The organism is Umezawaea endophytica, from assembly GCF_025061645.1.
GTDB classification, from domain to species: domain Bacteria; phylum Actinomycetota; class Actinomycetes; order Mycobacteriales; family Pseudonocardiaceae; genus Umezawaea; species Umezawaea endophytica.
Window position 1 is genome coordinate 86,072 of sequence record NZ_JANYMP010000022.1, and the last position, 12,521, is coordinate 98,592.

The following is a 12,521-nucleotide window of genomic DNA, read 5'->3' on the forward strand; positions in this document are numbered from 1 at the left end:
AAACCCCCCACCGGATCTCCAGCGGTGGGGGGTTTCGCGACTGTGGACTCCTGGCGCACCCCTCCAGCGCCGGGATTCCGCCCCCGGTGGAAGAGTGGGCCGGGGACCTTCAAGAAATCTCAAAGGACCGTGACAGCGCGGCCGGTCGGCCGAATCCACGTGGAACCGCCCACCTCGCGCACGCCCACCTGGAACCATCCCGGTCATGGTCCACCCGGTGAAACCGCGGCGCGTCGCCCTGCTCCTCGGCGTGATCGCCTCCCTGATCGGCCTGGGCCTCCTGCTGTCGCGCACGCCTGCTGCGGAGTCCTCCGAACCTCCGCTGGGAAGCCCTCCCGCCGACCGCGGGAGCGCGGGCCCGGACTGGGTCGCCCAGCAGGTGCCGTGCACGCCGGGGCAGGGCTGGGAGTTCAGCACCAGAGGTCTCGAAGATCCGGTCTTCCCGCTGGTCGACGCCGTGCGGGGCGTCGCGGGGTGGGCGAGGGTGAACCCCGGTCACACCTTCGTCGTCGGACCGAACAGCACCTCGGAGGGCTACTACGAGTACACGGTCGACTTCTTGGACACCGCGGGGAGCGGGCAGTTCCGGGTCCTCCGAGGGCCGTTCGAGGGCACGCCGGTCGCGGTGGCGGACCACGAGGCCAACGCCACGGGTGACTGCGCCCCGGCTCGGAGGCTGGTCCGGCCCGACGGGACCGTGCTCCAGCTCTACCCCGTCCACTCCAGCGAGCCCTTCGCGTCGTTGACCCAGACGATCCGGGTCTACACGCCGGGAGGAATGCGCTACGAGGTGGAGATGCGCAACTTCGGCGCGAGCGCCTTGAACGGCACCATGACCCGGAAGTACAGCCGCGTCGGACCCGGCCGCGAGACCCTGCCGCTGGACGAGCGCCGGTTCGCCGAGGCGGGGATCGCGTTCGCCGAGGCGGTTCCTCACGCTCGCCCGACCTGACGACGTGGCACGATGACGGGCGTGACCGTGCCGAACGTCGAAGTGTCCGAGGTCCCCGTCGAGCTGCCCGAGGGCAAGGTGCTGCTCGACGTGCGCGAAGCCGACGAGTGGGAGGCCGGGCACGCGCCCGACGCCCTGCACATCCCGATGAGCGAGCTGGCAAGCAGGCTCGGGGAGCTGCCCGCCGACAGCGAGCTGTACGTGATCTGCCGCTCGGGCGGCCGGTCCGCCCGCGTCACCCAGTACCTCAACGCGAACGGCTGGGACGCCGTGAACGTCGACGGCGGCATGCAGCACTGGTCCGCCCAGGACCGCCCGCTCGTGGGCGGCGTCGGCGGCGCGGACCCCGAGGTCATCTGATCATGCAGCCGTTGCAGCCGATGCGCGTGGACTGGGTGGCGACCCCGCCTCCCGGTGCCTACCAGCGCAGGCTGCGGCGGTTCACGCCCCGCTACCAGGGGCCGCCGTCGTACCCCGTGCCGCCGAGGTGGGGTTTCCCGCTGCTCGCGTGGCGCTGGCCGACGTCGGTCATGGGCGACGCGGCGGTCCCCGTCTCGGTCGACCAGGTCCGCACCCGCGCCCGCGCCGCCGCGAACGCGCTGAGCCTCGCCGCCCTCACGGCCATCTGGGCCGCGGGCAGCGAGGTCTGGCGGTACGTGCTGCTCGCGCTCAGCCGGTACGGCGCCCTGTCACCCACCACCGTCGGCCTGTCCGACGCCATGGTCGTCTCGTCGGCCGTCGTGTCCTGGGTCGCGTCGGCGCTGGCCATCGTGCTCACGCTGCTGTGGCTGCGCCGGGCCAGGGACGCCGCGGCCGACGCGGCGGGCTACGCCCCGTCCCGCTCGGACCTGCACGTCATCATCGGCCTGGTGGTGCCCGGCGTGAACCTCGTCGTGCCCGGATCGGTCGCGGCCGAACTGGAGCACGCCGCCCTCCGCGAACCGGCCGACCGCCGCCCCAACCCGTCCAGGCTCCTGCGGATCTGGTGGGGCCTGTGGGTCATCACCGGCCTGTTCGTCGCCTTCACCCTGGTCTGGACGTTCCGCTCCAGCGTGCAGGCGCTGGCCGACGGCGTGCTGCTGCACGCGTTCGCCGACCTGCTCGCCGCCGCCGTCGCGATCACGACGATCCTGGTCGTCCGCCGCATCACCACGCTGCTGCTGCCGGTCGACCCGTCGGCGGTGCGGTTCATGCGCGTGGTCGGCGTCAAGGACGCGCCCGAACCGCCGCTGCGCGCCGAGCGCTACGCCGGTTCGGCCCGCTAGACCACCTCGTTCTCCCAGTCGTCGGGCGCCCACAGCACGTCCACCGGGACCATCCGCGAGTAGTGCCGGACCGCCCGCTCGACCGAGTCGTGCACCCCGAACATCGTCTTGCGCGTCTCCGGATCACGCCGGTACACGACGACGTCGGTCTCGTCGCCCTCGGTGATCCGCATGCCGAACGCGAACAGGGTGGCCTCATCGGTCACCAACGCGAAAAGGGTTGCCTCCATGAGGCCATCGTCCACTCGGGACATCCACTCGATCCGGTGAAGGAAAGTGGAAATCCCGCTTCTGGATTTCCCGTGGCCATACTCGGGTGATGCCGACGCGACCGCCGTTTCGCCGCCGCCGACTCGGGGCTCGACTCCAGGCGATGCGGGTCAGGGCGCGGATGACCCTCGACGACGCGGCGGCGGCCCTGGACAAGACGCGCAGCACCCTGCACCGCGTCGAGCAGGGCGAAACCCGCGCCGACATCCACCTGGTCCGCTCGATGATGGACCTCTACGACCAGTACGAACCCGACCTGGTCGAGCAGACCCGCCGCGCCGCGAAACCGGGCTGGTGGGTGTCGTACGGCTTGCAGGACACGGGGTACATCGACGTGGAAACCGAGGCATCGCACGTGCGGGAGTTCTGCCTGAGCTATGTCCCAGGTCTTCTCCAGACCGATGCGTACATGCGTGCCGTGTTCGAGGCACACCACCTCCAGCGCTCGGACCGGGAATTCGAGAACCAGGTCAAGGTGCGGCTGATCCGGCAGTTGCGGCTCACCGACTCGGAGGATTCGCTGGAACTGGTAGCACTGATCGATGAGGGGGTGCTGCGCAAGGAAGTCGGCGGAGTCAGCGTGATGCGCGGCCAGTTGCACCACCTACTGCTGGCAAGCCGGTTGGCTTCAGTGACCCTTCGGGTGTTGCCTGATCGCCTGGGCGCCCATCACGGCATGAACGGCGCGTTCATCGTGCTGGGGTTTCCCGAGTCAGATCCCGAGGTCCTCTACACCGAGTACGTCACCGGGTCACTGCACATCGAGGCAGACGCAGAGGTCAACGCTGCTAAACTTTTGTTCGAACACCTGCTATCCAAGGCGCTGGATCCCGACAAGTCGGTCGCGCTGATCGAACGGGTGCTTGCCGAGCGCTTCGGCCCCGAGTGAAAGAGGTGATCACAGTGTCTACTGTGGACTTCACCGGTGCGGTGTGGCGCAAGAGCAGTCGGAGCAGCGGTGCCAACAACAGCGCTTGTGTCGAAGTGACCTGGCGCAAGAGCAGCCGGAGCAACGGCGGCAACAACGGCAACTGCGTCGAGGTCGCGTTCACCGGTCCCATGGTCGCCGTTCGGGATTCCAAGAACATCGCTACTGGTGTCCTGGCGTTCCCCGAGTCCTCCTGGTCGGCGTTCCTCAAGCACATCTAGCGTCCAACTCGCGGATACCCCGCGGCCACCTCGGTCTGCCACGGTGGGTCCATGCGGGCACTCGTGGCGGCTGTCGTGATCGGTTTGCTGGTTCCCGGCGTCGCGGACGCCCACGGGCGTTCGTTCGACCTCCAGGCCCACCGGGGTGGGATCGGGTTGACCGTCGAGAGCACGTTGGCGGCGTTCGACAAGGCGCTTGGCGTCGGTGTGACGACGCTGGAGCTGGACATCCAGATCACCTCCGACGGCCGCGAAGTCGTGACGCACGACCGGAAGACCAACCCGGCGAAGTGCGTCGACACGGCGCCCGCCACGCCCGGTGACCCGGCGTTCCCGTACGCGGGCAAGTACGTGCGGGACCTGACGTTCGCGCAGGTCCGCACGCTCGACTGCGGGTCCCGCCGCTGGGAGCAGTACCCGGACCAGGAGCTGTCGCCCGGCGCGAGGATGCCGACGCTGCGGGAGGTCTTCGACCTCGCGCGCCGCCACCACGCGCGTGACATCCGCTTCAACATCGAGACCAAGGTCGAAGCCGCCGCACCGCAGGAAACCGCGCCGCGGGAGCAGTTCGTCCAGGTGGCCGCCCGCGAGATCCGGCGTTCCGGCTACCTGCGCAACGTCACCGTGCAGAGCTTCGACTGGGGCGCCCTGATGCGGATGCGCCAGGTGGAACCCCGCATCGCGCTGGTGGCCCTGACCCAGCCGGAGTTCCTGCGCCCCGGCTCGCCGTGGCTCGGCGGCCTCGACCTAGCCGATTTCGGCGGCAGTCCCGTCAAAGCCGTGAAGAGCTTCGGTGCCAGCGCTCTCTCGCCGGTCCACGGCAACCCGCAGGGCGGCAAGGTCGGCGACCCGGACTACGTCCCGTTCACCACGAAGGCCCTCGTCGACGAGGCCCACCGCGCCCACCTCGAGGTGATCCCGTGGACCGTCAACGACCCGGCGACGATGAACAAGCTGATCGACGACGGCGTGGACGGCCTGATCACCGACTACCCGGACCGCCTCCGCGAAGTCCTGTCCGATCGGGGCTTCAGGCTCCCGCGCCGGTACCCGTGAGCCGCAGCTCGTGCAGGCCGCGGATGACGAACTCCGCGCGCCTGCGCGGTTCGGCGGCCAGTTCCGCGCCGGGTAGCTTGCGCGCCAACGCGCTCAGCGCGGCCTCGACCTCGATGCGGGCCAGCGGCGCGCCGAGGCAGTAGTGGATGCCGGCGCCGAAACCCAGGTGCTGGTTGGGGAAGCGGCCGATGTCGAGCGTCTCGGGCTTGGCGAACACCAGCGGGTCGTGGGCGGCGGCGCCGAGCAGTGCGGCGATCTTGTCGCCCTCCCGCAACCGGTACCCGGCGATCTCGACGTCGGCGGTCGCGGTGCGCTCGAAGAGCTGCAACGGCGAGTCGAAGCGGATCAGCTCCTCGGCAGCGGTGGGCATCAGCGACGGGTCGGCGAGGAGCCTGCGCCACTGGTCGGGGTGGTGCATGAGGGCCAGGACGCCGTTGCCGACGACGTTCACGGTGGCCTCGTGGCCCGCCATGAGCAGCAGCACGGCGGTGGCGACCAGCTCGTCCTCGGTCAGCTTGCCGCCGTCGGTGTCGGTCACCGCGACGAGGTCGCTGACCAGGTCGGCGCCGGGGCTCCTGCGGCGCAGGGCGATCAGCTCGCGCAGGTAGGCGACGAACTCGGTGGACGCGCGTTCGGCGGCGTCCTTCCTGTCCTGCGGCAGGTCGAACTCGTACATCTTGACGATCGCGTTCGACCACGGCTGGAGCAGCGACCGCTCGGACGTGGGCACGCCCAGCAGTTCCGCGATCACCTCGACCGGCAGCGGCGCGGCGACGTGGGCCAGCAGGTCCGCCGAGCCCTCGTCCTCGACCTGCGCGCACAGCTCGTCGACCAGCCGGTCGGCCAGGTCGGCGATCCACGGTCTCAGCCGCTCCACGTGACCGCGGCCGAACGCGGCGGCGACCAGCCTGCGCAGCCTGCCGTGGGTCGGGGGCTCGTTCTCCAGCAGCGAGTTCCGGTGCAGGAGGTTGAACGAGGTGAACGCCTCGACGGGCTTCACGTCCGACCAGACGCGGCCGAGCGAGCGGTGGCGCAGCACGGCCGAACCGGCGGCGTGCGACACGGTGACCGCGATGCCCATGTCCTCGTGCCAGTGCACCTCGCCGCGCTCGCGCAGGGCGGCGAACACGGGGTAGGGGTCGGCGATGAACGCCGGGTCCCGCTGGTCGAATACGACACTGGTCACGACCGGAACGCTATGTCGTCGACCTGCGATAGTCCACGCGATGTGCTTGTCAGCTCAAATAGTTATCGTCCGGTTCACCTGCTACGAGTTGACCGCGAGCCGCAGGTCACGGACAGTTTCTCCTCGTGTCACCTCTCGTCGTCGCGCACCGCGGCGCCTCAGCGCACAGGGCCGAGCTCACGTTGGCGGCCTACGAACTAGCGATCGAGCAGGGTGCGGACGGGATCGAGTGCGACGTCCGGCTCACCGCCGACGGCCACCTGGTCTGCATCCACGACGACGTCGTGGACCGCACCTCCTCCGGCACCGGCCGGGTCAGCGAGATGACCCTGGCGCAACTGTCCGAACTGGACTTCGGGAGCTGGTACGACAACGAGCCGCAGCGCGTGCTGACGTTCGACGCGCTGCTCGACCTGGTGACGTCCTCGCGCCCGGACCTGAAGCTGTTCGTGGAGTCGAAGCACCCCGCGCGCTTCCCCGGCCGGATCGAGTGGAAGGTCGCCGCGACGCTGGGCAGGTACGGGCTGTCGAAGCCCGAGACCAAGGACGACGCGCGGGTGGTGATGATGTCGTTCTCCACGCTGGCCGTGCGCAAGCTGCGCGAGTACGCGCCGCGCCTGCCGACCGTGCAGCTCATCGAGAACATGGGGAAGCAGGGCCGGGACGGCTGGCTGCCGCCGTGGGCCGACTACGCGGGGCCCGGCGTGGACCTGGTGCGCGCCGATCCGGGTTACGTGGAGCGCTGCCGCGCCCAGGGGCACGACACGTACGTCTGGACGGTCGACGCGCCGGAGGACGTCGAGCTGTGCCGCGACCTCGGGGTGCGGTTCCTGGCCACGAACTCGCCCATCAAGACCCGTGAGCACCTCGCGGGCGAGGGGGAAAGCTCCGCCCAACTCGGATGAGCAGGTCGCGGTCGGATAACTTTGCGCACTGAACTGCGAGCGCGAGGAGGGCCAACGGTGGCCAAGCGGACGGCCGTGAAGAACGCTGCGAAGCCGACTGACGGGGTCAACCCCCGCCAGCCGTGCCCGTGCGGCTCCGGCAAGAGGTACAAGGCCTGCCACGGCTCCGAAGGCGGCCCCGGCGACGTGATGGTGTCCCGTCCGTTCGAGGGACTGGCCTCGGAGTGCGAGCTCATCGCGCTGCGCGAGTTCGTGCCCGCGGCGACGGTGAAGCTGCCGCTCGTCAAGGGCGACCGCGAGATCACCCTCGCCACGGTGCTGCCGATGGCGGCGGCCGGTCTGGTGCGCGGCGACGGCACGGCGTTCGTCGGCCTCCAGGTGCAGATCAGGTCCGGCGACATCAGCCGCGACCTGGCCCGCGCCATCCAGTGGGCCGAGGCCGCCGAGGTCGGTGAGGCGCTGTCCGTCGTCGGCCCCGACAACGGCGAGAACCCCGGCCGCCTCCAGGACATCCTGGACGTCGACGCCGAGCTGAGCCCCGAGCTGCACGACGACTTCGCCTGGTGGATGCCGCCGGACAACCAGCCCACCGGCGAGGTGGCGCTGTCGCTGGAGCGGGCGAACTCGGCGATCCTGCCGACCGCGCGCGTCGACGCCCCCGGCGTGAAGGCGGCCTACTGGGTCGACGCGGGCGACAAGGCGCACCTGCGCTGGGTCCGCCCGGAGGCCGAGGAGAAGCTGCTCAACGCGATGGCGCGCCTGCACGTGCGCGGCGAGCTGGACCTGGGCGAGGGCTCCCGCTACGCGGGCTCGTTCCGCGCGCACGGCCTGGTCGTGCCGGTGTGGGACCTGGACCGAGAGCTGCACTCCTCCGAGTGGGCCGGTCCCGCCGAGGCGCTGGGCAAGCGCCTGCTCGACGCGCTGGCCAGCGTGGAGGCCGAGCCGATCACCGACGCCGAGCGGCGGGCCCGCGAGGGTCTGCGCGGCCGTCAGATCACCCTTCGCTAGCCGACACCTCGGGGAGCGGTCCATGCTCCCCGAGGTTGTCCACAACGTTGTCCACAGGGGGTGTGGATAAGTGATCCTGCACATCACCAGCGTGGCCGAGTGGGCCACCAGCCGCGAGCGCGGCGAGGTCCGTCCGGACTCGCTCGCCACCGTCGGCTTCGTGCACTGCTCCGACCCCGGCAGCGTCCACCTGCCCGCGAACCTCCTCTTCGCGGGCCGCACGGACCTGCTGCTGCTGGTCGTCGACCCCGCCGGCCTGCCGGTGAAGTGGGAACCCGGCGAACCCGAGCACTCGACCGGCATCTGGTTCCCGCACGTCCACGGGCCGATCCCGGTGGATTCCGTGGTCCGCGTCCTCGACTTCGCGCCCGGCCCCGACGGCGAGTTCGTGCCGCCGACGTCGATCTGACGGTCCGAGGCAACCAAGGACGTTCCACACGCGTGCAGGTTGCGTGCCATTCGCCGACCCGTGCGTGATTTCCGACTTGCCCCGACACTGGCAACCGGTGCGGCTCCTCAGGCGTGTGCCTTCCGTTGGCAGTCGTGGGGGCTGTCGGGGAGGGGGGCGTGCGGTGTTCGCACCAGTGCACGTCGGGGTCGCGGGGCACGGCGTCGGAGTGACCGCCGAGTTCAGCGGAGAGAGAGCGGTGGTGGAGGACTTCGCTGAGTTCGTCCGTGTGTCGTTGCCCGGTCTGCTCCGGTACGGCCACGCGCTGACCGGCAACCCGCACGACGCGGCGGACCTCGTCCAGGGGGTGCTGGAGAAGGTCGGCTCCCGCTGGCAGTCCGTGCTCGGGAAAGGGCCCGACCCGCTCGCCTACGTGCGGCGGGCGATGGCCAACGGGCACGTCAGCCGGTGGCGGAGGCTGCGCAGGGAGAATCTCGTCGCGGACTTCCCCGACTCGCCCGCGCAGGCCGAGGTCGACCGGCTGGAGCACGAACCGCTGTGGCAGGCCATGCGCGAACTGCCGCCGAGGCAGCGCGCGGTCGTCGTCCTGCGGTTCTACGAGGGCCTGTCGGAAGCGGAGATCGCCGACTCGCTCGGGGTCACGAAGGGCACTGTCAAGAGCCAGAACAGCAAGGCGATGGCTACGTTGCGGACGAAGCTCGGGTGGCTCGTGGAAAGGAGGGAATGACCGTGGACCTCGACGACGAGCTGCGCAGGCTGTTCCAGGACCAGAGGTTGGACATCCCGGTCAAACCGGGTGCGGACGACGCCGTCGTGACCGGCGCGCGCCGGGTGCGGCGCAGGCGCAGGGCGCTGGCCAGTGCCGGCAGCGCGTTCGCGGTGGCCGCGCTGGTGGCGGGAGGTGTCGCGCTCGCCGGTCTCGGCGGGCCTACGTCCATGCCCCCCGCGGGCCCGGCCCCGTCCACGGTCACCAAGACCGTCTCGGTGGAGCCGAGCACCCCCGTGAGCGGCTCCGTCGGCTACGGGGTGCTCAAGCTGGGGATGGCCGAGGCGGACGCGGTCTCGACCGGGTTCCTCACCAGGGGGCCGGACGACTCGCTGGGCTGCCACACGTACTTCACCCAGGGGCACCCGGACGCGGTGGGCGCGGTGGTCATCAGCCCGACGGCGGGCGTCGTCCGGATCACCCTCCCGGACGACGCGAAGACGTCGATGGGCATCAGCGTCGGCGCGAGCGTGGCGGATCTGAAAGCGCGGTACCCCAAGGCCGTCGAACACGACTTCGGATTCACCGTCACCGCGAACGGCACGCCTTCATGGGTCTACGTCTTCCTCGTCGAGTCCGAAGCGGTGACGAGGATAAGAATGCAGCTCGACACGCGGGAATGCTTTCTCACCTGACGGGGCAACCGGTTTACCCCCTCGTGCGTGTACTGGACGTCCGACATCGCACGGGGGAGAAACATGAAGTTCGAACGCAAGTCCGCGACAATCATTTCAGGGGCCGCACTGGTGCTGGTCGCCGCGATCGGCGGTGGAATCGCGATCGGCGGGGGGAACGACAGCCCGGTCGCGGCGACCACCCCGGTCACGACGACCGCGAACACCACTGGCGCGTCGTCGTCCGTCCCACCGTCCAGGTCGGAGTCGACGCCCGCTCCGGTCACGCCCGCGGCGATCGAGACGGCGGCTCCGGTCGTGCAGGCCGTCAAGCACGATCAGGCGGGCAAGGCTGAGGCGACGGGCGAACTCCGACTGGGCATGAGCGAGGAGGAAGCCCTGGCGACCGGACTGCTCACGACCCGCGGGAGCGACGACTACCTGGGCTGCCACACCTACTCCACCACGACCTTCCCGGACACGGAGAGGGCCGTGGTGATCAGCCCGACGAGCGGGCTCGCGCGCATCACGCATCCCAGCTCGTACCGCACGCTCGAAGGGATCGGCGTCGGCTCGACCGCGGGCGACATCCGGGACACCTACGTCAAGGCGAGTGAGAACCGGCTCGGGTTCACCCTCTTCCCGTCCAACGAGTCGACGGGGTACTTCGTCTTCCTGCTCGGCGGCGAAGGCAGCCCGTTCCTCGACACCGACGTGGTCCAGCGGGTGCGGACGCAGCTCCTGGGCGCGGAGTGCTTCCTCGACTGACGCCCAACCGGCGCCCGCCCCGACCTCGGGACGGGCGCCGGCCGCAGGCGCTCAGGTGGGCGGGTGGAACGTCAGAGAGCCCCGCCCGCGGCGCGGGGAGCGTTGGAGTCGCCGTCCTCGCCGACGGACTCGCGGACGAGGAAGTTCTCCACGTGGAACAGGTTGCCCTCGGCGCGGTCGACCACGGTGAGCAGCGTGCTCATCGACGCGACCTCCTCGACCTGCTCCTTGAGGAACCACTGGAGGAACTGCTCACCGATGTAGTCGCCCTCGTCGCGGGCGGTCTTCGCCAGCACCACGATCTGCTCGGTGACGTCCTTCTCCTGCTGGAGCGCGAGCGCGACGGGCTCGCGGGCGGCGGCGAACTCGGTGCGGACGTCGTCCACGCCCGGAATGGTCACCGGGAGGCCGTTGTCCATCAGGTACTGCACGATCATCATGGCGTGGTTGCGCTCTTCGAGGGCCTGCTTGTAGAAGTGCGACGCCAGGCGGGGCAGGTCCGCGTTGTCGTACCAGACCGCGACGGCGATGTACTGCTGCGAGGCGGTGAACTCGTTGCGCACCTGGGCTTGCAGGAGGTCGTGGAACTTGTTGGTCTTCGTGCCGATTTTCTTCACGTTGAGAGCCATGCTGCGACGGTAACCCAATGGTGGTAAGAATGCATTGCAGGTAAGGCTACTGTTCGTTTGGCGAGGTTATCCAAACAAAGCTTAGGCAAACCTACGAATCACCTCGGACAAACGTTTGCGCGCGGTGTGGACCGAATGTCGCAATGCGATCCGCACCGCGCGCTGTGATGACGATCTCAGACCAGCGCGGCCCGGTCGATCGGGCACGACATGCAGCGCGGCCCACCGCGGCCGGACCCGAGTTCGGAGCCGCTGATCCGCAGCACCTCGACCCCCGCGTCCTCCAGTCGGGCGTTGGTCTCCACGTTCCGCTCGTACGCGACGACCAGGCCGGGCGCGACGGCGAGCGTGTTGTTCCCGTCGTCCCACTGCTCGCGCTCCGCGGTCACCGGGTCGAGACCGGTGTCGATCACCCGCAGCCGGTCGATGCCCATCGCCTCGGCCGCCGCCTCCAGGAACGGCACCGGGCCGTCCACGACCACGCCACCGCTGCCGTCGGCGCGGACCGGGAAGGCGGACAGCGTGTTGCGCACCGCCGGGTACATGACCACGGCGTCGCGGTCGACCATCGTGCACACGGTGTCCAGGTGCATGGTCGCGCGCTCCTGCACGATCGGCACGGCCAGCACGGTGTGCGCCAGGCCGTCGGCCAGCGCGGACCGGGCGAACGACTCCGCGCCCGCCGGGGTGGTCCGCTCGCCGACGCCGATCGCGAGCACGCCGGGCGCGAGCAGCAGCACGTCACCGCCCTCGACGGGCGCCGAGTGCGCGCCGTACGCGCGGCCGGTCTTGCGGAAGCGCGAGTGGTACGCGTAGATCAGGTCCGTCAGCGCCGTCTCGCGGTCGCGCGCGGGCAGCGCCAGCGACGTGATCGCGACCCGGTCGCCCACCCACACCGACGAGTCGCGGGTGAACAGCAGGTTCGGCAGCGGGTCGACCGCGAAGTCGATCGGGTGGTGCATCTTGCGCACCAGCGACGCGCCCTCGGCGGCGGGCAGCTCCTCGAACGTCATGCCGGTCATCAACGCCTGCGCCAGCGGCTCCGGGGCCAGGGTCGACAGGTGCGAGCGCAACGCGTCCGCCAGGTCGATGCCAAGGCGCCGCTCGTTGACCGCGCTGCGGATGCCCGCGATCCGCGCCCGCTGGTCGGTCAGCGCCTCCTCCAGCAGGTCCGACAGCAGCAGCACCTCGGCGCCGCGCGAGGTCAGCACCTCGGCGAACGCGTCGTGCTCCTCCTGCGCGCGGGCCAGCCACGGCACGCCGTCGAACAGCAACTGGTCGTTGTTGCGCGGCGTGAGCCTCTTGAGCTCGTTGCCGGGGCGGTGCAGCAGCACCGTGCGCAGCGGCCCGACCTCGCTCTCCACCCTGGGGGCGGGGTGCGGTGAACCGTCGATGGCTTCCGTCTCAGCGATGTGCGCAGTCACATTTCGGAGGGTAACCCGTTCGCGAAGAAATAATCTGCGCCAAGTGGCCCAGATTGCGTGAAGTCGATCGTAAGAACGCCTGCAAGTAGTGAATTGTTCAGCAGATCGGGGTTTGGGCAA

16 protein-coding genes are annotated in these 12,521 nt (G+C 70.0%); 12 read left to right on the plus strand and 4 right to left on the minus strand.

What is annotated here, in order from left to right; translation table 11 throughout:
* Window positions 1-205 precede the first annotated feature (205 nt).
* The 3 genes from NZH93_RS35305 to NZH93_RS35315 are packed head-to-tail and all read left to right on the plus strand — an operon-like array spanning window position 206 to window position 2,217.
* Window positions 206-952, plus strand: a complete 747-nt coding sequence (locus NZH93_RS35305; RefSeq protein WP_259627626.1) for a hypothetical protein — start codon at window positions 206-208, stop codon at window positions 950-952.
* A 12-nt stretch (window positions 953-964) separates the two neighbouring features.
* Window positions 965-1,312 (plus strand): rhodanese-like domain-containing protein, encoded by a 348-nt coding sequence (locus tag NZH93_RS35310; protein WP_259627627.1) that lies wholly within the window; start codon window positions 965-967, stop codon window positions 1,310-1,312.
* Between the two features lie 2 nt (window positions 1,313-1,314).
* On the plus strand, window positions 1,315-2,217 hold the full coding sequence (locus tag NZH93_RS35315) for a DUF4328 domain-containing protein (RefSeq protein WP_259627628.1): 903 nt from the start codon (window positions 1,315-1,317) through the stop codon (window positions 2,215-2,217).
* On the opposite strand, the gene NZH93_RS35320 is transcribed toward NZH93_RS35315, so the two are convergent.
* On the minus strand, window positions 2,214-2,447 hold the full coding sequence (locus tag NZH93_RS35320) for a hypothetical protein (protein ID WP_259627629.1): 234 nt from the start codon (window positions 2,445-2,447) through the stop codon (window positions 2,214-2,216). The genes NZH93_RS35315 and NZH93_RS35320 overlap by 4 nt on opposite strands.
* A gap of 161 nt (window positions 2,448-2,608) precedes the next feature.
* On the opposite strand from NZH93_RS35320, the gene NZH93_RS35325 reads away from it, so the two are divergent.
* From NZH93_RS35325 to NZH93_RS35335, 3 genes are read left to right on the plus strand one after another with little or no spacing between them, the layout of a single operon-like run.
* On the plus strand, window positions 2,609-3,376 hold the full coding sequence (locus NZH93_RS35325; protein WP_372506965.1) for a DUF5753 domain-containing protein: 768 nt from the start codon (window positions 2,609-2,611) through the stop codon (window positions 3,374-3,376).
* A gap of 14 nt (window positions 3,377-3,390) precedes the next feature.
* Window positions 3,391-3,636: a DUF397 domain-containing protein gene (locus NZH93_RS35330; RefSeq protein ID WP_259627631.1), complete on the plus strand. Its 246-nt coding sequence runs from the start codon at window positions 3,391-3,393 to the stop codon at window positions 3,634-3,636.
* A gap of 51 nt (window positions 3,637-3,687) precedes the next feature.
* On the plus strand, window positions 3,688-4,692 hold the full coding sequence (locus NZH93_RS35335; RefSeq protein ID WP_259627632.1) for a glycerophosphodiester phosphodiesterase family protein: 1,005 nt from the start codon (window positions 3,688-3,690) through the stop codon (window positions 4,690-4,692).
* Here NZH93_RS35335 and NZH93_RS35340 read toward each other — a convergent pair.
* The gene (locus NZH93_RS35340; protein ID WP_259627633.1) at window positions 4,667-5,878 is read right to left on the minus strand and encodes a cytochrome P450; all 1,212 of its coding nucleotides are present in this window, start codon (window positions 5,876-5,878) and stop codon (window positions 4,667-4,669) included. The two genes, NZH93_RS35335 and NZH93_RS35340, sit on opposite strands and share 26 nt — an antisense overlap.
* A gap of 125 nt (window positions 5,879-6,003) precedes the next feature.
* Here NZH93_RS35340 and NZH93_RS35345 point away from each other — a divergent pair, with 125 nt between their 5' ends.
* The 6 genes from NZH93_RS35345 (at window position 6,004) to NZH93_RS35370 (ending at window position 10,348) form a co-directional block, all read left to right on the plus strand.
* Window positions 6,004-6,783: a glycerophosphodiester phosphodiesterase gene (locus NZH93_RS35345; RefSeq protein WP_259627634.1), complete on the plus strand. Its 780-nt coding sequence runs from the start codon at window positions 6,004-6,006 to the stop codon at window positions 6,781-6,783.
* Window positions 6,784-6,840: 57 nt separating this feature from the next.
* Window positions 6,841-7,791: a DUF5926 family protein gene (locus tag NZH93_RS35350; protein ID WP_259627635.1), complete on the plus strand. Its 951-nt coding sequence runs from the start codon at window positions 6,841-6,843 to the stop codon at window positions 7,789-7,791.
* Between the two features lie 70 nt (window positions 7,792-7,861).
* Window positions 7,862-8,200 (plus strand): DUF952 domain-containing protein, encoded by a 339-nt coding sequence (locus NZH93_RS35355; RefSeq protein ID WP_259627636.1) that lies wholly within the window; start codon window positions 7,862-7,864, stop codon window positions 8,198-8,200.
* Window positions 8,201-8,408: 208 nt separating this feature from the next.
* Window positions 8,409-8,927 carry a SigE family RNA polymerase sigma factor gene (locus tag NZH93_RS35360; RefSeq protein WP_259627711.1) on the plus strand — a complete coding sequence of 173 codons (519 nt, stop codon included), beginning with the start codon at window positions 8,409-8,411 and terminating at the stop codon, window positions 8,925-8,927.
* Window positions 8,924-9,601: a hypothetical protein gene (locus tag NZH93_RS35365; protein ID WP_259627637.1), complete on the plus strand. Its 678-nt coding sequence runs from the start codon at window positions 8,924-8,926 to the stop codon at window positions 9,599-9,601. The genes NZH93_RS35360 and NZH93_RS35365 overlap by 4 nt, the downstream gene beginning before the upstream one ends.
* Window positions 9,602-9,664: 63 nt before the next feature.
* Window positions 9,665-10,348 (plus strand): hypothetical protein, encoded by a 684-nt coding sequence (locus tag NZH93_RS35370; protein ID WP_259627638.1) that lies wholly within the window; start codon window positions 9,665-9,667, stop codon window positions 10,346-10,348.
* Between the two features lie 71 nt (window positions 10,349-10,419).
* On the opposite strand, the gene NZH93_RS35375 is transcribed toward NZH93_RS35370, so the two are convergent.
* A complete protein-coding gene (locus NZH93_RS35375; protein WP_259627639.1) occupies window positions 10,420-10,977 on the minus strand; it encodes a ferritin in 558 nt (185 codons plus the stop codon).
* 176 nt (window positions 10,978-11,153) lie between these two features.
* Entirely contained in the window at window positions 11,154-12,401 is a 1,248-nt protein-coding gene (locus NZH93_RS35380; protein WP_259627640.1) for an arginine deiminase, read from the minus strand.
* Between the last annotated feature and the right edge of the window lie 120 nt (window positions 12,402-12,521).